The 19,990-nt window shown below is 61.2% G+C and carries 15 protein-coding genes; 7 read left to right on the top strand and 8 right to left on the bottom strand.

All coding sequences use genetic code 11. The features are described 5' to 3' along the window. Positions 1-61: 61 nt before the first annotated feature. The 5 genes from nahK to PCOSP_RS16540 all read right to left on the bottom strand — a co-directional run bounded on the left by nahK (position 62) and on the right by PCOSP_RS16540 (position 8,157). Positions 62-2,704: a hybrid sensor histidine kinase/response regulator NahK/ErcS' gene (nahK, locus tag PCOSP_RS16520; protein WP_241802048.1), complete on the bottom strand. Its 2,643-nt coding sequence runs from the start codon at positions 2,702-2,704 to the stop codon at positions 62-64. Continuing rightward, the gene (gene nosP / locus PCOSP_RS16525; protein WP_464709044.1) at positions 2,634-3,797 is read right to left on the bottom strand and encodes a nitric oxide-sensing protein NosP; all 1,164 of its coding nucleotides are present in this window, start codon (positions 3,795-3,797) and stop codon (positions 2,634-2,636) included. Before nosP ends, nahK begins: the two co-directional genes overlap by 71 nt. Positions 3,798-3,980: 183 nt before the next feature. Beyond that, positions 3,981-5,165 (bottom strand): porin, encoded by a 1,185-nt coding sequence (locus tag PCOSP_RS16530; RefSeq protein WP_464709045.1) that lies wholly within the window; start codon positions 5,163-5,165, stop codon positions 3,981-3,983. Between the two features lie 323 nt (positions 5,166-5,488). Then, positions 5,489-6,763: a glucarate dehydratase family protein gene (locus PCOSP_RS16535; RefSeq protein ID WP_464709046.1), complete on the bottom strand. Its 1,275-nt coding sequence runs from the start codon at positions 6,761-6,763 to the stop codon at positions 5,489-5,491. Then, positions 6,760-8,157 carry an MFS transporter gene (locus PCOSP_RS16540; protein ID WP_464709047.1) on the bottom strand — a complete coding sequence of 466 codons (1,398 nt, stop codon included), beginning with the start codon at positions 8,155-8,157 and terminating at the stop codon, positions 6,760-6,762. Before PCOSP_RS16540 ends, PCOSP_RS16535 begins: the two co-directional genes overlap by 4 nt. A gap of 108 nt (positions 8,158-8,265) precedes the next feature. Between PCOSP_RS16540 and PCOSP_RS16545 the strand changes: the two genes are divergently transcribed. Further along, a complete protein-coding gene (locus PCOSP_RS16545; protein WP_464709048.1) occupies positions 8,266-9,162 on the top strand; it encodes a LysR family transcriptional regulator in 897 nt (298 codons plus the stop codon). A 682-nt stretch (positions 9,163-9,844) separates the two neighbouring features. Further along, positions 9,845-10,279: a nuclear transport factor 2 family protein gene (locus PCOSP_RS16550; RefSeq protein WP_464709049.1), complete on the top strand. Its 435-nt coding sequence runs from the start codon at positions 9,845-9,847 to the stop codon at positions 10,277-10,279. 138 nt (positions 10,280-10,417) lie between these two features. On the opposite strand, the gene PCOSP_RS16555 is transcribed toward PCOSP_RS16550, so the two are convergent. Continuing rightward, a complete protein-coding gene (locus PCOSP_RS16555; protein WP_139643297.1) occupies positions 10,418-11,341 on the bottom strand; it encodes a LysR family transcriptional regulator in 924 nt (307 codons plus the stop codon). A gap of 127 nt (positions 11,342-11,468) precedes the next feature. On the opposite strand from PCOSP_RS16555, the gene PCOSP_RS16560 reads away from it, so the two are divergent. Together PCOSP_RS16560 and PCOSP_RS16565 are read left to right on the top strand one after the other, a co-directional pair. Beyond that, positions 11,469-11,675 carry a tautomerase family protein gene (locus PCOSP_RS16560; protein ID WP_003202537.1) on the top strand — a complete coding sequence of 69 codons (207 nt, stop codon included), beginning with the start codon at positions 11,469-11,471 and terminating at the stop codon, positions 11,673-11,675. Between the two features lie 306 nt (positions 11,676-11,981). Continuing rightward, on the top strand, positions 11,982-12,716 hold the full coding sequence (locus PCOSP_RS16565) for an SDR family NAD(P)-dependent oxidoreductase (RefSeq protein WP_464709050.1): 735 nt from the start codon (positions 11,982-11,984) through the stop codon (positions 12,714-12,716). A 121-nt stretch (positions 12,717-12,837) separates the two neighbouring features. Here the strand turns inward: PCOSP_RS16565 and PCOSP_RS16570 are convergent, their stop codons facing one another. Together PCOSP_RS16570 and PCOSP_RS16575 are read right to left on the bottom strand one after the other, a co-directional pair. Further along, entirely contained in the window at positions 12,838-14,967 is a 2,130-nt protein-coding gene (locus PCOSP_RS16570) for a TonB-dependent siderophore receptor (protein ID WP_464709052.1), read from the bottom strand. 288 nt (positions 14,968-15,255) lie between these two features. Beyond that, positions 15,256-16,659 carry an aminotransferase-like domain-containing protein gene (locus PCOSP_RS16575; protein WP_139643305.1) on the bottom strand — a complete coding sequence of 468 codons (1,404 nt, stop codon included), beginning with the start codon at positions 16,657-16,659 and terminating at the stop codon, positions 15,256-15,258. Positions 16,660-16,795: 136 nt separating this feature from the next. Between PCOSP_RS16575 and PCOSP_RS16580 the strand changes: the two genes are divergently transcribed. The 3 genes from PCOSP_RS16580 (at position 16,796) to PCOSP_RS16590 (ending at position 19,910) form a co-directional block, all read left to right on the top strand. Beyond that, complete coding sequence (locus tag PCOSP_RS16580; protein ID WP_175363591.1) at positions 16,796-17,962, top strand: MFS transporter; 1,167 nt, start codon at positions 16,796-16,798, stop codon at positions 17,960-17,962. Positions 17,963-18,187: 225 nt separating this feature from the next. After that, positions 18,188-18,859 carry a GntR family transcriptional regulator gene (locus PCOSP_RS16585; protein WP_139643311.1) on the top strand — a complete coding sequence of 224 codons (672 nt, stop codon included), beginning with the start codon at positions 18,188-18,190 and terminating at the stop codon, positions 18,857-18,859. Positions 18,860-19,106: 247 nt separating this feature from the next. Beyond that, positions 19,107-19,910: a hypothetical protein gene (locus PCOSP_RS16590; RefSeq protein ID WP_464709053.1), complete on the top strand. Its 804-nt coding sequence runs from the start codon at positions 19,107-19,109 to the stop codon at positions 19,908-19,910. Positions 19,911-19,990 lie beyond the last annotated feature (80 nt).

Consider the following 19,990-nt stretch of genomic DNA (forward strand, 5'->3'; position numbering starts at 1 on the left):
AGCGCCTGCATCGCGAGCAAGCTTTGCTCCCACAGTTGCTTTGCCACAAAAAGTGTTCGGCTCAGGGACGGTTGGATTGGGCCAGCAAATGACTCATCGCAATCTTCAGCTTCATCGGCCGCACCGGCTTGTGCATCAGGGTGTGCCCACGCTCGCGGATCTGTTGCTTGAGTTCGTTGCTGTAGTTGGCGGTGATCAGCATCGCCGGGATCGCTGAACTGCGGCTGGCGTTGATCCGGGCCACGGCGTCGACGCCGTTCTGGTCGTTGTCCAGATGATAGTCGGCGATCAACAGGTCCACCTCGGCGTGGTCGCTGCCCACCTGACGCGCCAAGTCCTGCTCCGACAGCGCGGTGATGACCCGACAGCCCCAGCCTTCCAGCAACGTGCGCATGCCTGCACAGATCGCCGCGTCGTTATCCAACACCCAGATCCGCGCCCCGCGCAAGCGCTCGAGCATCGGCTCGCTCATGTCCACGCACGGCACCGGCTTGGGCGCGGTGGCGCTCAACGGCACGTCGATAGCGAACATCGACCCCTTGCCCGGCCACGACCGTACATGAATCCGGTGACCGAGGATCCCGGCGATCTTCTCGACAATCGCCAGGCCCAGGCCCAACCCACGGTCCTGGTCCGGACGCTGTACATCGCCGCGCTTGAACTCCTGGAAGATTTCTTCCAGGCGCTCCTCGGCAATACCGATGCCGGAGTCCCAGACCTGGATCGACACCCGCTCGCCGTGGCGCCGGCACCCCAACACCACGCGACCGCTAGGGGTATAGCGGATGGCATTGCTCAGCAGGTTGCGCAGGATCCGGGCGAGTAATTGCATGTCACTGCGCACCAGCACCGAACACGGCACGAAGCGCAGCGCCAACCCCTCGCTGCGGGCGACCTGGGCGTACTCGGCGGCGAGGTTGTCGAGCAGTTCGCTGAGGGCGAACGGCGCGATGTCCGCCTTGATCACCCCGGCATCGAGCTTGGAGATGTCCACCAGGGTACCCAGCAGGTTCTCCACGTCCTGCAAGGAATTGCTGACGTTGCGCACCAAGTGCGCATTCGCCACCGGCTCACGCCGTTCGAGCAAGGCGCTGGTGAACAGTCGCGCGGCGTTGAGCGGTTGCAGCAGATCGTGGCTGACCGCCGCCAGGAACTTGGTCTTCGACAGGTTGGCCTGCTCGGCCTCGCGCTTGGCTTCACGCAGGCGCAGTTCCACGCGGCTGCGCTCATCAATCTCGCGCAACAACTGTTCGTTGAGCGTCGTCAGTTCAGCCGTGCGCTCCTGGACCCGCTGTTCCAGGTTCTGGTAGGCCTGGTGCAGCGCCTCGGCGGTGCGGCGCCGTTCGGTGATGTCGCGGATCAGCACGAAAATCCCCACCACCTCGCCATTGGCCAGGCGGTTCGGCACGTAGGAACGCAACATGTAGCGTTCCTGGTTGTTGATGTTGGTTTCGGCGAATTCGAACGTCACGCTCTCCCCGGCGAGCGCCCGGGCCACGTAGGCCTCCAGGCGCTGGTAATGCTGCTCGCTGTGGGCTTCGCGCAGGCTCTGGCCGAGCATCACGCCACGGGGCCAGCAATACCACTGTTCGTAGACCTTGTTGGTGAATTCATAGACCAGGTCGGCATTGACGTAGGCGATCAGCGCCGGCACATGGTCGGTGATCAGGCGGATCCAGCGCTCGCTTTCGCTCAACGCCTCGGCATGCTGGTAGCGCTCGGTAATGTCGGTGAAAGTGTTGACGTAGCCACCGGTGGGCAGCGGATGGGTGCGGATTTCCAGGACCCGGCCATCGGAGAGGCGCTGCTCGCGTTCATGAATCAATCGACCATTGCTGTCGCGGCTGGCCGGGGTCAATAGTTGCAGTTCGCTGTCGGCAATCACTTCGTTGAACGGCCGGTGTGCCGCCACCGGGGCCAGGCCGCTGAGTTCCAGGAAGCGCCGGTTCCACAACTCCAGCACGCCCTGGGCATTGACCATCGCCACGCCCTGGGAGAGGTTGTCCACCGCACGCTGCAACAGGTGGGATTTCTGCGCGATGGCCTGCTCGCGGCGCACGGTTTCACTGAGTTTCACGTCGGTGATGTCGGTGAACAGGATCACCCGGCCACCCTCCTGGGTCGGCCGCTCGCTGACCTGCAACCAGCGGCCGTTCTGCAGCCGGTACAGCACATGTTCATCGTCCTGGCCGCGGTTTTCTTCGCTGAACAAGCCGTTGGCGGTCATCAGGCGCTTGACCTCGCCCAGGCGCATCCCGGCCATGATACGCACCCGACTGTGGGCCCAGAACGCCTTGAAGCGGCTGTTGAACAGGACGATGCGCTGTTGTGCGTCGAACAGCACGAACGCATCGGAAATACTCTCGATGGCATCGATCAGGTGCCGATGGGCCGTTTCCGCCCGCAACCGCGCCTCACCGAGCAGATGATTGCCGGCCTTGAGCTCGGCCATGGCCTGGTTCAGCGCATCGGTGCGCTCGCGCACCTGCTCGGCCAGCACCACTGAATGCTGGAACGCCGCATACGGGTCACTGCCCCGGGTCACGCCGGATTCCACCCGCTCGATCAGCGCGGCGTTGATACGCTGCAACTTGTGATTTTCGTGTTGCAGTCCGGCAATCTGCGCCTGCAGATCAGCGATGACCGGGGACGCGATGTCGGGCAATGGCAACTCCGGTAAAGGTCTGGTTGATGTGCATGCCATTGAACTGTTCTCCGTAGGTGTTGAAACCCATCACCCGTTGTTTGCGCAGGAACTGGCCGATCTGCTCCAGGCCGCCACGACCTTCCAGCTCCAGGCGCCTGAGGAAGCAGTCGCAGCCGATGGTCAGCAACAGATCGCCGAGCCGCGCCTGCAAGCCGTCAAAGAGGTTTTCCAGGTTGTTCAGCAAGGGGCCCGGAGTCATGGCCGTGAGGACGATGCCGTTCTCCACCGCGCAGTAGAAACTCAGGCTCATGTCCGAGTGCACCTGTTGGACGGCCCGCACGTAATACTGGTCGTTGATGCGTACCGCCAGCGGATGGGCGGCAAACACCCGGTAGTCGAGGGCGCTCACTGGCACGCCGATATGCCGGGCGTATTCCTCCGCGGCGGGTTCGGCGTTGAGTTCGTAGACCCGGCGCGAAGCGCTGTCGGCACCGGTCACCACCAGTTTTTCTTCCCGGGGCAGAATGTGATGGGTGGTGAAGACCTCGAATTCCAGCCAGGTATTGATCAACACCACCACGGCCGCGCCGCTGTGGAACTGACCCTCGAAGTACACATGGGTGTGGGTCAGGTAATTGTCGTCACCGGCCGAGCCACCAAAATGCGGGATGTCTCCCAGGGCAGCGCTCAGCGCCGCCAACACCATCTCTTCGCGGCTGGAGAGGCCGTCGAGCAGGGTCAGTGCGAAACTGTGACCCTTGATCGGGGCCAGAGCATTGCTGCGGCAGCCGCTCGCCAGTCGCTCGACCATCTGCTGGGCGTCGATCAGGCTGAAGTCGCCCATTTCACCGATCAGCTCGGCAGCAATGGAAAAATGCCGGTGATCGAACCCCACCGCCGTCACGCAGTTACGGCCATAACCCTGGGCGGTGATTTCCCCTGCACTGGTGCAACCCACCAGGCGAATCCCGCCGAAGCTCTGCGACAACGCCTGGCCGAGGGCCGGCAGATCGTATTCTGCGGAACAGAAAAACAGCACGAAGCCCAGATACGGATGCAGCAACTGCCGCGCCAGTTCCTGGGCCACTTGCTCGACATCCATTGCCTGGGACATCGCGCTTACCACGCCTTCGCTCTGGGCCTGCTGCATCTTCGCCTCCGTGACAGGAGCCTTGAGTGTACGAAGCCGCGCCGGGCCCACGAATGCTACTTGGGTAGCGGGTGTGCGCTTCCATGGGATGAGAACGGTGGCGGCCCGGGCCGCGATGCGCACGGCTGGGGCCACCACAAACTCTCGAACACCGAATCCCTTTGTGGTGAGGGGATTCACTTTTTACCAGGTCAACACAGCCCCCACCGCAAACGTATCGGTGTCTTCATTTTGGGCGCTGGTGTCGTGGCCGTTGATTTCGAACTGGTTGTACTCGGCCACGAGCTTGAGGTTGTCGTTGATGTCATGGAACAGCGCAATGCCGCGGGTTTCGTAGTCGGCGCCGCTGCCCACCACGCCGTTGCCATCGTCATCGGTCTTGCCGTAGGACAGCGCCAGGCGGTTCTTGCCCAGCTTGTAGGAGCCTTGCAGCAGATAGCCCTTGCTGTCGACGTTGCGCAACGTCGCTTCGCCGGCGTTGTTGGTGAAGAACGGGTTGATGCCCTTGGCCGTGAACCCGGAGCCGGTGAGCGACAGGCCGCCCATCTTCGCCTGCACGCCATAACCCAGACCTTTGGAGGTCACCGATTCGACGGTGGAGTCGGTGTTGTCAGAGGTCTGGTAGCTGCCGTTGAGCCAGCTGTAGATCTTTGCGCCGCCGAGGTCGAACTGGTAAGTGATCTCGCTCTCGGTGCGCGGGTTTTCCTGGTAGGCCTTGCCGGTGGCGCTGTTGTCGTTGGTGTCCACCGGGTCCATGATCCCCACCGCCACCCGCAGCCCGTCCATGACCGGGGTGCGATAGGTGATCTGCGAGGTCGGGAACGGATAGGGGTAGCCGCTGCCAATGTTGCCGAACGACACGCCACCGCCGTCCACCAGTCCCAGGGTGTCGCTGACCTGACCGTAGCCGGCGAGCAATTCGTCGAGCAGGATGTTGGAGCGGGCGAACAGGCCGAAGTCCTTGCCGATCAACACCTCGCCCCACTCCGGGTTGGCGACGGTGCCGTAGAACTGGCGCACGTCGATGGCAGTGTCGGTGCCGTTGGTTTCGCTGTCGTTGATAGTCACCCAGAACGAGGTGCGAGCGCCGAGCTTGAGGTCATCGACCTGCTTGCTCATGTTGAAGCCCAGATAGTTTGGCAGGAAACCCATCTTGACCCGCGCCTGGCGCCGGTCGTATTGGTCCCCTGCCCGGTCCACGTCGCTGTTGACGTAGAAGGCGTTGATGTAGCCGTCGGTGGAAAAGGTGGTCTGGTCCTTGTCGTACAGCATGATTTCAGCCTGGGCCCAAGGCGTCAGGCCGAGGGTCGAGAGGCTGGCGATGACCGCAGGCATAAAACGGCGACGGGTATTCTTATTGTTGTGCATGGCGCGCTCCGCAACAGGGGACGGGATGTCGGAGGCGATTATCGAAAGGCTGCGGGCCCCGCCATACGCTGCCTTGGAGGCAATTGGCGGGTGCTTTGGAAGCGCCGGCCCGGCGCGGCAGTTTGGGTGTACGACTGCACTGCCGGCGGACGCGGTACTTTGGGTGTGGGCTGGCACATCTACTTGTGGCGAGGGGATTTATCCCCGCTGGGCTGCAAAGCAGCCCCCCATTCTGTCTGGCATACCGAGTTGTCGGGTTTTAGGGCTGCTCCGCAGCCCAGCGGGGATAAATCCCCTCGCCACAAAGGCCTCCTTGCTTCAGTTCAGAACCTCGGCTTGACGGTCTTCCAGTCCGGTCGGTAGCGCTGCATCTGCCGCACATCGTCGCGCTGGCGAATGCCGCAGCGCAGGAACTGTTCATGCAACATGCCCAGTTGGTCCCGGTCCAGCTCCAGCCCGAGTCCCGGTGCCCGGGTGATTTTCACGCAGCCATCGACAATCGGCAGCTTGCCCCCCTTGATCACCTCCTCATCCGGCTCTTGCCATGGGTAATGGGTGTCGCAGGCATAGTCCAGGTTCGGCACCGCGGCGGCCACGTGGGCCATGGCCATGAGGCTGATGCCCAGGTGCGAGTTCGAATGCATCGACACGCCGAGGCCAAAGGTGTCGCACATTTTCGCCAGCGCCTGGGTGTCCCGCAGGCCACCCCAGTAATGATGGTCGGCCAACACGATCTGCACGCTGTTCAGCGCTACGCTGCGGCGAAACTCGTCGAAATCGGTGACCACCATGTTGGTCGCCAACGGCAGGCCGGTGCGCTTGTGCAGCTCGGACATGCCCTCCAGCCCCGGCGTCGGGTCTTCGTAATACTGCAGGTCATCGCCCAGCAGCTCGGCCATGCGAATGGAGGTTTCCAGCGACCAGTTGGCATTCGGGTCGATGCGCAACGGGTAGCCGGGAAACGCCTGTTTCAGCGCCTTGATGCACGCCACTTCATGCTCCGGTTCCAGTGCACCGGCCTTGAGCTTGATGCTCTTGAAACCGTAGTCGGTGATCATGCGCCGGGCCTGGGCGACGATCTGCTGTTCAGTCAGCGCCTCGCCCCAGCTGTCCGGCGGATACGGCGAATCGATGTGCTCGGCGTACTTGAAAAACAGGTACGCACTGAACGGTATTTCCTCGCGAATCGCGCCGCCCAGCAGATCCACCAACGGCACGTTCAGGTAATGGGCCTGAAGGTCCAGGCAAGCCACTTCAAATGCCGAGTAGGCGTTGCTCACGGCCTTGCTCGCATGGGAGCCCGGCGCCAGTTCGGCGCCGGCGACACTGGCGGGCCGTTGCGCGGCGACGGTGGCCTGGACGATGGCCCGCAACTGGTTGAGGTCGAACGGGTCCAGGCCGATCAACTGGTCCTGCAGTTGCTGCTGGATCGCCAGGGCCGGGGCATCGCCGTAGCTCTCGCCCAAACCGATGTAGCCGTTGTCACTCTCGATCTCGATGATCGAGCGCAGCGCAAATGGCTCATGGATGCCGCTGGCGTTGAGCAATGGTGGATCGCGAAAGGCAATGGGGGTGACGGTGACGCGTTTGATCTTCATACAGCGGCTCCCGATGGGCCAGGGTTCAAGGCTCGGTGGTTTTCCTGCGGACGGGCCTGCGCGGGGGTTTCGCGCTTGCCGGACAATGAGCTGGGCGTGTCACGCCCCGGCGAAGTGCGGGCGAAAAAGATCACCACGGCGGCGATCAGTGAGGTAATCGCCAGGCCGTACAGGCCGCCCTCGATGGAGCCGGTGGTCTGCTCGAGGAAGCCGAATGCCGTCGGTGCAACGAAGCCGCCGAGGTTGCCGATGGAGTTGATCAAGGCAATCACCGCCGCCGCGATGCGGGCGTCCAGGTAACCCTGGGGAATCGGCCAGAACAACGCCGACGCCGCCTTGAAACCAATGGCCGCGAAACAGATGGCGACGAAGGCGAAGATTGGCCCGCCGGTGGTGGACATGAACATGCCGAACGCCGCAATCACCAGGGTCGCCGCGACCCACGCCTGCTGGAATTTCCATTTGCCGGCCAGGGCTGCGAAGCCGTACATCGCCACGATGGAAATGATCCACGGGATGGAGTTGAGCAAACCGACCTGGAAATCCCCCAGGTTACCCATTTTCCTGATCATGCTCGGCAGCCAGAACGTGGCGCCATAGATCGTCAGGGCGATGGAGAAATAGATGAAACAGAACAGCGCGATCTGCCGGTCGGCGAGCAGCTTGAACATCGATGGCTTGACCACCTGTGCGGCTTCCCGGGCCCGCTGTTCTTCGGCAATCGTCGCGCTCAACACGGTTTTCTCTTCGGCGGTCAACCATTTGGCCTGGTTGGGGTGCGATTGCAGCCAGAACCAGACAAACCCGCACAGCACGATAGAGGCAAAACCTTCGATCAGGAACATCCACTGCCAGCCATGCAGGCCCAGGCCGCTGACATTCAACAGCGCACCTGACACCGGCCCGGAAATCACCGAAGCGATGGCCGAACCGCTGAGGAAGATCGCCATCGCCTTGCCGCGCTCGTTGGCCGGCAACCATTGGGTGAAGTAGTAGATGATGCCGGGAAAGAACCCCGCCTCCGCTGCGCCGAGAATGAAGCGCAGCACGTAGAAACTGGTTTCGCCGCGCACGAAGGCCATGGCCATCGCCGCCGCGCCCCAGGTGAACATGATCCGCGTCAGCCAGGCCCGGGCGCCGTAGCGTTGCAGGAGCATGTTGGACGGTACTTCGAACAGCGCGTAGCCGACGAAGAACAGCCCGGCGCCAAGGCCGTAGGCGGCGGCACCAATACCCAGGTCGGTTTCCAGGTGGCTGCGCACGAAGCCGATGTTGACCCGGTCGATGTAGTTGACGATGAACATCACCACCACCAGGGGCAGTACATGACGTTTGACCTTGGCCGCGGCGCGCGCCAGGGTACTGTCATCCGTGGAGTCCGGTACGTTGTTCAAGGGGAGCCTCCCAATCGTTGTTTTTGTGGGGAACGGCTCGATGATGGACGGGGCACATTGTTCCCGTCTAATCTAACTTGGCACTTGATTGATACCTGGATTGAATCAATGTTTGAACTGGCCCAGCTGCGCTGCTTTACCACCGTCGCAACGGAACTCAATTTCCGCCGCGCCGCCGAACGGTTGAACATGACCCAGCCGCCCTTGAGCCGGCAGATCCAATTGCTGGAACATCACCTGGGCGTCGAACTGTTCACCCGCAGCACCCGCAGCGTTGCCCTCACCGCCGCCGGCCGGGCTTTTTTCATCGAGGCGCAGAACCTGCTGGAGCAGGCGCAACAAGCCGCCACGGCCGCCCGGCGCTTCGCCCAGGGCGACATCGGCTCGGTCACCATCAGCTTCGTCGGCAGTGCGGTGTACGAGTTCCTGCCCAAGGTCATTGCCGAAGCACGGCTGAAACAGCCCCAAGTGAAAATCGTCCTGTCGGAAATGAACACCTACCAACAGCATGAAGCCTTGCGCGCGCGACGCATCGACCTGGGCATCGTCCGCTCGCCACTGCTGGAAACCGGCTACGCCACCGAATGCCTGGTGCGCGAGCCCTTTGTCCTGGCGGTGCCTGCGAGTCATCCGCTGGCCCGTGCCGAATCCGTCAGCGTCCAGGACCTCGATGGCGAGCCGTTTCTGATGTATTCCCACTCCGCCTACCCACCCTTCAACGAATTGCTCACCGGCATGCTCCGCTCGGCCCGGGTCGCGCCGCAATTCGTGCAATGGCTGGGCTCATCACTGACGATCCTGGCGCTGGTCAACGCCGGCATGGGCCTGGCGCTGGTGCCGCGCTGTGCCACCAGCGTGGTGTTCAAGCAGGTTGTGTTCCGGGAAATCGATCTGGGCGAAGGGGTACAGAGCGAGTTGCATCTGGTGTGGCACGAAGACAATGACAACCCGGCGTTCACCATGTTACTGGAAGGGATTCGGGGGCGGTTCGGGGGTGATTTCTGAAGCATAAGTGAATCGCCTGCCAGACAGGCTCAGATAACCTGCCCCAACTGAATAAAGAGACCAAATACCGCCTGAAAGTCTTATATAAAACTGTCAAACCTGACAGTTCTCTATTCAATAAAAATAAAAAACAATCACGTCTCCGCCCCCTTCGGAGAACGCGAAATGCGAAACCACACTTGTACTGAACAGAGCTTTAAAAATTATCGTCCTGACGACTTAATCTTCATTGAAGGTAAGGACGGTTCAAGTAAAAAAGTTTACTTCAAATTTGTTTTTGCTGGACGACTTAGCTATAAAGATATGAATTCCAATGAGTACTCAGTTGAAGTTTCAGAATTATCTGACACCTATCAAATCAGTTAACTTCCTGTCAGAAGCCAGGGGGTTCATCTATTCATTTCAGAGCCTGATTGCAACTATCAGGCTCTTTTTTTACGTTCCACGCACACGGTCAACAAAGGAACATCCGCCCTTACGGTCCAACGGGTCGTTCCTGAGTGCCTCTGCACAACCCAGCAGGAGCATGCTCCCTCTCCACAAGGCCTGCGAACGATGCGCACGCTTTGCCACGACCCACACCTTCGCTATCCTCACGCTCAAAACAGTTGTACGATGACAGACGAGCACATTCCAAAGCGCTCACACTATTCCTCATACCTACAACAACAAGGAAACACCCATGAAGAAAGCGACATTGCTCATCAGCTTCCTGTGCCTGTTCAGCGGCTACGCAGCCACGGCCGTTGCTTCGGCCGAGCAAGACGTGGCCCAGGCCGTCGACCACCTGACCCAGGCCATGCTGCACAAGGACATTCCCCAGCTTCAGGCCTTGGCTGCCGAGAACCTCACCTACGGTCACTCCAGCGGCAACATCCAGGACAAGAAAGCTTTCATCGCCGACATCGAAACCGGCAAGAGCGCGTTCAAGACCCTGGAAATGAAGAATCAGAAAATCACCCTGTCAGGTGACACCGCCCTGGTGCGCAACCATTTCTCGGCCCAGGCGATCAAGGGCACCGACATCGTGCCGACTGAAATCGAGAACTTTCAGATCTGGCAGAAGCAGAAGAATGGCAAGTGGCTGCTGATCGGGCGGCAGGCGTTCAAGTTCTAATCACTTCCACAGGGTCTGTCAGTAGACAGTGATCTTGCGGTCAACCCAGGACCCAATGTGGGAGCGAGCCTGCTCGCGATGGCGTCAGTTCAGTGACTACCGCTATCGCGAGCAGGCTCGCTCCCACAGGGATTGCCCTTAGCCGCCAGCCCACTGCTCCCGATGCTGCAACAGGAAATCGACGAAGGCGCGAACCCGTTGGGGCATGTAGCGGCCATGGGGATAGAGCAAGGTGAAGGGACGTGAACGACCACTGAATGGCTGCAGCACTTCCACCAGGTCTCCGTCCGCCAGTTCCTGCTCGACTATGAAGCGGTAGGTCTGGAACAGTCCCGCGCCATGCTTGGCCAGCGTCACCCCACCCAGCACATCGTCCGAACAGCAATAGTTACCCTGACCGAATACCTCCCGCTCCTTGCCGTCGACATTGAACAGCCAGGAAATTCGCCGGCCGCTGCTGGGCAACTCGAACTGGATGCATTCGTGATCGTCCAGGTCTTCGAGGGTGCGCGGCGTGCCGACCCTGCGCAGATAGTCCGGTGCCGCGACCACCACCAGCTTCGCATCCTCCAGCAAGCGTGCAATCAGAGAAGAGTCTGGCTGGGCGCGGACCCGAATCGCCAGGTCATAGCCCTCGGCGACGAAGTCGATATTCCGGTTGCTCAGGTGCACGTCCACGCTGACTTGCGGGTACAGCGCACGGAATGCCGGCAGCAAGGGCAGGATCCGGTGATGACCATAGGTCGTGGGCAGGCTGATGCGCAGTTGCCCGGACGGCATCGATTGCGCCCCCATCATCTCCTGTTGCGCCTCCACCAGTTGGGTCAACGCCTGCCGGCACTGCTCGAAATAGGTCTTGCCGGCGTCGGTCAGGCGGATGCTGCGGGTGGTGCGTACGAACAGGCGCGAACCCAGGCGTTCCTCCAGGCGAAAAATCGAACGGCTCACCGCCGCCGGGGTCACGCCTGCCACCTGGGCCGCTGCCGTGAAGCTGCCCGCTTCGGCTGCCAGGCAAAACAGTTCTATGCTGCCCAACTGCAGGTCTTCGAAATGTCGCTTCATAATTCGTTACACCGTGTATCAACTGAAGATCGCAGAAGTCTGTTTATCAGCCCGTGGCGTATAAATACAGTGGCTTCGGTCGCGCTGGGAAACCTGCGCGCCTTCTCTCAACCAGCAGGAGTGCAACATGCCTTTCGTCAATGTGCGTATCACCCGCGATGGCGTCACCCGCGAACAGAAAGCCCAGGTGATCTCGGAGATCACTGAAACCCTCCAGCGTGTACTGGGCAAGGATCCGCACCTGACCCATATCGTGATCGAGGAAGTCGATACGGATAACTGGGGTTATGCGGGCATGACAACCACGCAATACCGAAGTCTTCCCAAGGAGTGAGGATCTGCTTTCATCGAGCCCGGCTGATTGACCGGGCTTTTTTATGTCTGTCGGCCCTATTTCCCCCTGTGGGAGCGAGCCTGCTCGCGATAGCGGTGTGTCAGCTGAAAATTGTTCTACTGACAGACCGCTATCGCGAGCAGGCTCGCTCCCACAGGGGCTTGGGTTGAATGGAAGATTGATTACATCAAGTATCAACTCAAGTACCACCCGCCCCGTTTATCAATCTCCAGCGCATCAATACCCTGATCTCAACCAGCGCCACTACCGGCGCAGCGGTTCAACTCAACGATCAGGAGTCACATCATGAGTCTCAACAAAACCGTCATCATCACCGGCGCCTCCAGCGGCATCGGCCTGGGTCTGGTCAAGGCGTTTCTGGACCGGGGTTATAACGTGGTCGGCAATGCCCGTTCCCGCGCGGGGCTGGACGACGCCGCCGGGCGGTTCGATCATTCGGCCCGTTTCATCGGTGTGGCCGGCGATATCGCCGCCCCTGCCACGTCGACCCAGCTCATCGCCAAAGCCATCGAAGCGTTCGGCGCCGTTGATGGGCTGGTGAACAATGCCGGGTTCTTCCTGCCCAAACCCTTCACCGAATACAGCCCCCAAGACCTGGAGTCGTTGCTGGACACCAACCTCAAGGGACTGGTCTACGCCAGCCAGGCGGCCGCCGCGCACATGATCGGTCGCCGGCAGGGCTTCATCATCAACATTTCCGCCGCTGTGGCCCTGCAGCCGAATATCCAGGTGCCAGCCGCACTGCCGGTGTTGATCAAGGGCGGCGTCAACCAGATGACCCGGGCCCTGGCCCTCGAGCTGTCGCCGCACAACATCAAGGTCAACGCCGTCGCGCCCGGGATCATCGATACGCCGATGCATGACCCGGCCCATCGCGAATTCCTCAACCACCTGGCCCCGGCCGGCCGCGTGGGCACCATCGGGGAAATCGCCGAGGCCGTGCTGTATCTGGCGAGCGCCGACTTTACGACCGGCGCGGTACTGCCGGTGGATGGCGGGATGAGCACGGGTAAGTGGTAGGCATCGCCACAGCCCCATTGTGGGAGCGAGCCTGCTCGCGATGGCGGTGTGTCAGCTGGAAATTATTGACTGACAGACCGCTATCGCGAGCAGGCTCGCTCCCACAGGGAGTGCACTTGCTTTAGAGGGTATAGGAAATGCCCGCCTGCACCGTTCGCGGTGCGCCCGGGTAGGCGTAGACGTTGCCGAAGGCGCCTTCCTCGTAATCGGCGTCGAACAGGTTCTTCAGGTCCAGGTTGAGGCGGATCCGTTCGTTGACCTTGTAGTAGCCGAGCAGGTCGACGACGGTATAGCTGTCCATCGAGAACGCATTCGCCGCGGTCTGGCCCGCCCGCTCATCCACGTATCTGACCCCTGCTCCCAGGCCCAGCCCCTTGAGGCCACCGTCCTGGAACTCGTAGACGTTCAACAGACTGAAGGTGTTCTTCGGCACGTTGAGCAGGCGGGTGCCGCTGGGGATACTGGTGTCCTTGGTCACTTCGGCATCGACATAAGCATAGCCGCCGATCATGCGCCACTCCGGTGTCAGGTTGCCCGCCACGTTCAGGTCGAAGCCACGGCTGCGCACTTCGCCTGCCGCCACACTGAAAGTCGAATCCACTGGATCGGTGGTAAGTACGTTGCGTTTTTCGATCTGGTAGATGGCGGCATCGACACTCAGCTGACGATCCAGCGCTTCCCACTTCACGCCCATCTCATAGGACTTGCCCTCTTCCGGCTTGAATCCGCCACCCTGACGGCTGGCACCGGTGTTGGGCTTGAAAGAACGGGCAGTGTTCGCGTAAACGGCCACTGTGTCAGTCAGGTCGTAAATCACCCCGACCCGCGGCGTGACCGCGCTGTCATTCTTGTCCCAGTTCCTGCCATTGGGCACGAAGGTCTCGTACTCATGTTCAAAGCGCTCGAAACGCGCCCCCGCCAACAGCTTCAGGCGCTCGGTGAGCGCCACCTGATCCTGGACGAACACACCGAATGTCTTGAGGTTTTCCTGGTCGTCGGTGGGGGTACGTGTCAGTGCCGGACGAGGCTGACCATACACCGGATCGAAGATATCGATCGGGTAGGCACCCGGCCCGGCGGCGGAACGCTGAATGATCGACTGATAGTCGTAGTCTTCGTACTCGACGCCGGTCAACAACGTGTGCTCGAACCCGCCGGTTGAAAAGTGCCCGGTGAGGTTGAGCTGCGTGTCCCGGTCGGTCCATTCCAGTTTGCGGTAATTGAAGTTACGGCCCAGGGTGCGGCCGTCGGCGGCGATGCCGTTGCCTTCCACCGCGTTGCCCTGCAAGGTGCCGTCGAGCCACTGGGTGCCACCGGCCAGGGTCCAGTCGTCGTTGAGCATGTGCTCGAAACGCAGCTGCGCCATGTTGTTGTCGTTGTGCAATTTGCCGGCGTCTTTTTCGCCGAAGAAGGTATCCCGGGAGGCCGTGCCACGCTGGCCAGCGTAATGCGTCAGGCCACGGTCCAGCGGATGGTTGTTGCGCATGAAGTCGCCTTCGAACGTCAGGCGGGTGGTGTCGTTGACCTGCCAGCTCAGCACCGGCGCGACGCCATAACGCTCGGTCTCGACATGGTCGCGGAAGGTGTCGCCACCCTCACCGATCACGTTCAGGCGATAGGCCAGGCGCCCCTCCTCATCCAACGGCCCGGATGCATCCAGCGTGCCGCGACGCATGCCCTGGTCGTTGAGCTGGCTGCCCAGGGTCACCGTGCGCTCGGCCAGCGGTTGCTTGGACACCACGTTGAATGTGCCGCCTGGATCGCCACGGCCGTACAGCATGGTCGCCGGGCCGCGCAGCACTTCAAGCCGCTCGATGGTATTGGCGTCGGGCATGTTCGGGTAGCCACGGTTGATCGGGAAACCGTTGCGGTAGAACTCTCCGGTGGTGAAACCGCGCACCGTGAACGTGGTCAGGCCCTGGCCGCCGAAGTTGTTGGCCCGCCCCACGCCACCCGCGTAATCGAGGGCATCCTGCAGGCGTGTAGCGCCGAGGTCTTCCACCACGTCGCGGGACACTACGCTGATGGATTGCGGGGTTTCATGAATGGCGGTGTCGGTACGCGTGGCGCTGGCCGAACGGGTGGCGTGATAGCCGTTGACGGGCCCCTGCGCGGTTTCAGTGTCCGAAAGCCCCACGATGTCCGTGGCCTGCAACTCCAGCGGCGTCGGGTCCGGGGCGATGGGCTCATCTGCCCAGGTGGAAACGGAACAAGTCTGGAGCACACACAGTGAAACGAGAATCCGACGCATCGAAACACAACCTTAATGGAAAAACCGACCGTCTCCGGACAGTCGACAAGAATGTGTCGCGAAAGATACAGCAACTCATTCCTGTTTGATACAAATTCCCATTAGCATTCCGCAGCCTGCGGTCACCATCGCCACTCGAGCGCCATCAAATCAAGGATCAACAACGAAGCACTCTGTGGGAGCAAAGCTTGCTCGCGATTGGAGATCTCAGTCGGTAACAATGTTGGCGAGTCTGTCGCCATCGCGAGCAAGCTTTGCTCCCACAGAATCATGCATTCCTACCAACTCTCACAGAGCTTCATTTCTCTGTTCAGCCAGCGACGCCTCTTCGATTCGCCGGAAAAACGTCTGCGCACGAACATCCTGAACGAACGCCACGTTCAGCCGCAGCCAGTCGCACGTCTCCCCAGCCGGCATGAAACTGGCGCCCTGTGAGAGCTGGACCTGCGCTTCACGAGCGATCTGCAGCACTTGCTCGCTCTCCACATATCGGGGCCTGGCCCACACGAACAGGCCTCCGGTCGGCTCGGCGAAGACCTCCCAATGCGCCTGGTCAAGCTGGCGCAGCGTACTCGCCATCTGCTTGTTCAAACGCTGGCGCAAGCGTTGCAGCAACTTGCGATAAGCGCCATTGGCGAGCAGTGTCGCCACGACATTTTCCGCCAACAGCGAGCAGCCGATGCCGGTCACCATCTTGACCTCGGCCAGCCGGTGGATGACGTCGGGCTGGGCGACGACGTAACCGATGCGCAGCGAACTGGACAACGTCTTGGAAAAGCTCGCCAGGTAGATCACCCGGTCCAGGCCATCCAGAGTCGCCAGGCGGGACGTCGGCCCATTCTGGAAGTCGGCGTAGATGTCGTCTTCGATGAGGCGGAAATCGTGCTGGTTGGCCAGTTGCAGCAGTCGATACGCGACGCTCGGCGCGAGGCTGGTGCCGGTGGGGTTCTGGTACATGCTGTTGATGAAAAAGTAGGTGGGTTTGTGCTGTTCGAGCAAGTGCTCCAGGCTCTCGATATCCGGGCCTTGGGGACCTCTCGGCACCGCCACGGTCCTGACCCCGTGCAACCTCAACAAATTGAACAGGTTGTAGTAACCAGGGCTTTCCACCAGGACCAGGTCGCCGGGCTTGAGCAGCGTGCGCACCAGCAGGTCGAGGCCATGACTGGCGCCTTGGGTGGTGAGGATCTGCGCAAGATCGGTGTGTATGTCGATCAGGCCCAGGCGTTTCTGGATGTGCTGGCGCAGATGAACAGAGCCCAGGGGCGTGCTGTAGTTGAACAGTGCCTGATTGTCGCTGCGCACCACCTGGCGGATCGCCTGACCCAGATCGGCGTCGTCGCGCCAGGTGTCGGGCAGCCAGCCGCAGCCGAGCTTGAGCTGCGTCGATTCGTTGTCGAATAACGTCCATGCCCCCTCACCCGTTTCAACATCCGTTTCCAGGGGCCGAGATACCTGGTGCGCGACGAAGAAACCCGATCCATGCCGGGACTCCAACACCCCGCTGGCAACCAGTTGGTCATAGGCCTTGATCACGCACGACAGGCTGACGTCGTTTTCCTGGGCCAGTTGCCGGATGGAAGGCATTCGGGCACCGGGGCGGATGCGATGGCTGCTGATCCAGCCCACGAGCTGAGTCATCAATTGCCGGGTCACGGGTTCGACGGCATTTCGGTCGATGTTCAGGTCCATGCTGGGTGCTCTTGAAGTGTTCGCCGATTTCAAGCGAACAGTTAATCACAAAACCCCTAGGCCTGTTCCTTGTTCCCGCGAAGCCCGGCAGTGATAGTCCAGCGGACGCCTACTCAACGACTCCCGGGGAACACGCTTGGACGCACAACATCGACACTCATGGGGACTGGCTTTCGGCCTTTGCCTGATCACCCTTGCGGTCAACCTGCAGGCGCCGCTATATACCACCTATGCCCAGGCATCCGGCTACGGCGCCGGTGCCACGGCGGTCGCCTTTTCGTGCTATGTGCTGGGGGTGTTGCCGGTGCTGCTGGCCTTCGGCGGGCTGGCCGACCGGGTCGGACGCCGGCCCCTGATACTGCTGGCGCTGGGTTTGTCGATGCTGGCGACGGTCGTCACCTCCATCTGGCCAAACCTCGTCGCGCTGGGCCTGGCGCGGCTGATGATGGGCGTGGGCACGGGCCTGGCCTCGGCTACTTCGACGGCCTATATGACCGAACTGATGGCCGGCGGCGATAGCCGCTCCGCTGCCAATCGGATCACCGCCAGCACCTCCCTGGGGTTCGGCCTGGGGGCCGCATTGACCAGTCTGTTCCTCTTTGTCCATCAGAGTGTCGTGCCCGGCAGTTTCTGGCTGCAACTGATTCTGGCCGGTATCGCGATCGTCGTGGTGTCCAGGCTGCCGGACCCTGCCGCCAGAACGACTCGGGCGCCGATGCTGCGCCTGCCGCTGTTCCCCGCCGGCAGCCTGCCCTATGGCTTCTCCATGCTGCTGGCCTGGGCGACCTCGGGCCTGGTCATCGCGATACTGCCCTCGGTGCTGGCACGCCACGATCTGCAGCAATGGTCAGGCCTGTCGACCTTCACGGTGATCAGTTGCGGGTTGCTGTTCCAGCCCTGGGCCCGCCGCATGCAGCCGGCCAGGGCCACCGGGTTTGGTTTACTGGTACTGCCCTTGAGCTATGCCCTGCTGGCCTGGGGCGCGAGCACCGGTTCGCTGATCGCGGTGTTGCTCGGGGCGCTGGGGGCCAGCAGTGCATGCTACGGTTTTCTGTACCTGGGCGGGCTATCGGCGATCACCGCACTGGCCGGCCAGGAAAAGGCCCGGGTCAGTGCCGGGTTCTTCCTGTTCGCGTACGTCGGGTTCAGCATTCCGGTGGTGGTCACAGGCCTTTTGGCTGACCGATTCGGCGCCGATGTGGCGTTGGTCCTGTTCGGGGTGGCGCTGTCGCTGGGTGCGTTGGTGACGGGATGGGTCATCGTGCGGACAGAGGCGTATGTCACCCGTATGTCCCACGGCTGACACATCCCCCTGTGGCGAGGGGATTTATCCCCGCTGGGCTGCGAAGCGGCACCCTGGATTAAAGCGGCACCCAAATTGCGTGATTTTGGGGCCGCTTCGCGCCCCAGCGGGGATAAATCCCCTCGCCACAAGGGTTCACTCGTCTGGAGGGTAGCGTCAAGATCCGAGACACCACCTCCGCCAAGTCGTATACCATATCCCCAACTCAGCAACCGACCCGCCGCCGTGACTTTATCCAAGTTCAAACTGCCCGACCTGGGCAACACCCCTTCTACTTCGGAAATCATTACCCGTCACCTGCGCGAAGCCATCGTGGCCGGGCATTTTGCCGAGGACGAGCCGATTCGCCAGGACGATATCGCCCGTCAGTTCAACGTCAGCAAGATCCCCGTGCGCGAAGCCCTCAAGCGGCTGGAGGCCGAGGGGCTGGTGATGTTCCAGCGTAATCGCGGCGCGATGGTCACGCGGATTTCCGAGGTGGAGCTGGCGCAGATGTTCGAAGTGCGGATGTTGCTGGAGGACAAGGTGCTGCGCCTGGCGATTCCCAACATGACCGAAGACACCTTCGCTCGCGCCGAGGCGATCTGCCGCGAGTTCATCGGCGAGGACGACGTCGGGCGTTGGGCCGAACTCAACTGGCAGTTGCACGCCTGCCTCTACGAGCCGGCACAACGGCCCTTCCTGGTCGGCCTGATCCGCTCGGTCCACGACAAGCTGGAGCGATACCTGCGCATGCAGATGAGCCTGTCGGCCGGCAAGGAACGCGCCGATCACGAGCACCGGGAAATCCTCGATGCCTGCCGTGCCGGTGATGTTGAACGGGCGGTGAAACTGCTGGACGAACACATCGCCGGTGTCTGCAAGACGCTGTTCGAGTTCCTGCCTTCCAGCCATTGAAGCTGATCGCTAAAAGACAATGCCGGGGCGCTGAGCGACCCGGCATTTTTTTTGCGCATATACATATGTACCACCAGGGTCCTGCCATGCGGCGCCAGAATCGGTGACTTCTTAATCAGAGATAGAACGCACCTCCAATCATGACCGACACCATTGTAGACACCCTGACGGTGACAGCCTCGATCACCAATGAACATTGGGCTGGCACCGACGACACCCTGTATGTGTCCATGGCCCCCTCAGCCAGATGCAATTATTCTGTGAAGCCCCGCGAGTCGGGCAGACCATCACGGTGGAAATCGACCTGCCCAGACTGTTCGGCCGCCCCCGGATCTCATTGTCCGAAATCGACGGCGTGACCTTCTACCAGAGGCCCGAAGCCCACCCGATCGCCACCGATGACTGGGAACTGGAATCCGTGCTGATCAAGGCCAATGACATCTACACCAACCTGTCCTTCAAGCAGGTACGCCGTTGGCTGAAGAATTCATCCTCGCACTTGCTGGCCGTATGGTCAGGCCATGTGCATTTTTCCGACTGGATGAATTCCGACAAGCGATCGATTGATCTCAACGCCCAGACCTACCCGATCAGATGGATGCCCTTCATTGGCGATCTCATGCACTGGCGTTGTTATGACCCGTCGAAAATCGACGGCGTCGGTCAACTGGTGGGAATGTGGGATGGCCAACTGATCGGCAATCAATTGAAATCGCAAACCAGCGAAATACTCGCGCCCAACGACCAGTCCAATAGCTACACCTGGGTGTATACCCCGGAGAACTCCGTCATCTATAAACGCTGGGAACATGCTGACCGGGCCAACTACATCCGGCACAGCCAACTCGGCAGTGGCAGGCCGGTCACGTGCGCAGGGGAATTCAGGATCAGGGAACATCGCATGGAACATGTGATTGCCATGGTCAACGATGCCTCCGGGCACTACCGCCCCGACGGAGGTGCCTGCCTGCGCTACGTGGCGGAAAAGTTCGAGACCCTAGGCATCAATACGGAACACATCGAGTGGCAGTGGAGATACGCGTCCGACTGATGAGCGCCCCCTGCACTGTGCCGATTTCGTCATGGGCGACAGATAAAACCATCAAGCCGCTCCCCCCTGTTGCGGGCCAC

The organism is Pseudomonas sp. MAFF 730105 (assembly GCF_055380705.1).

Bases quoted from the DNA above. Each gene is read 5' to 3' on its own strand.
- PCOSP_RS16550 (WP_464709049.1), top strand. From the start codon at position 9,845: ATGAAGAAAGCGACATTGCTCATCAGCTTCCTGTGCCTGTTCAGCGGC.
- PCOSP_RS16530 (WP_464709045.1), bottom strand. From the start codon at position 5,165: ATGCACAACAATAAGAATACCCGTCGCCGTTTTATGCCTGCGGTCATC.
- nosP (WP_464709044.1), bottom strand. From the start codon at position 3,797: ATGCAGCAGGCCCAGAGCGAAGGCGTGGTAAGCGCGATGTCCCAGGCA.
- PCOSP_RS16545 (WP_464709048.1), top strand. From the start codon at position 8,266: ATGTTTGAACTGGCCCAGCTGCGCTGCTTTACCACCGTCGCAACGGAA.
- PCOSP_RS16555 (WP_139643297.1), bottom strand. From the start codon at position 11,341: ATGAAGCGACATTTCGAAGACCTGCAGTTGGGCAGCATAGAACTGTTT.
- PCOSP_RS16570 (WP_464709052.1), bottom strand. From the start codon at position 14,967: ATGCGTCGGATTCTCGTTTCACTGTGTGTGCTCCAGACTTGTTCCGTT.
- PCOSP_RS16590 (WP_464709053.1), top strand. From the start codon at position 19,107: ATGCAATTATTCTGTGAAGCCCCGCGAGTCGGGCAGACCATCACGGTG.
- PCOSP_RS16575 (WP_139643305.1), bottom strand. From the start codon at position 16,659: ATGGACCTGAACATCGACCGAAATGCCGTCGAACCCGTGACCCGGCAA.
- PCOSP_RS16535 (WP_464709046.1), bottom strand. From the start codon at position 6,763: ATGAAGATCAAACGCGTCACCGTCACCCCCATTGCCTTTCGCGATCCA.
- PCOSP_RS16560 (WP_003202537.1), top strand. From the start codon at position 11,469: ATGCCTTTCGTCAATGTGCGTATCACCCGCGATGGCGTCACCCGCGAA.
- PCOSP_RS16565 (WP_464709050.1), top strand. From the start codon at position 11,982: ATGAGTCTCAACAAAACCGTCATCATCACCGGCGCCTCCAGCGGCATC.
- nahK (WP_241802048.1), bottom strand. From the start codon at position 2,704: ATGGCATGCACATCAACCAGACCTTTACCGGAGTTGCCATTGCCCGAC.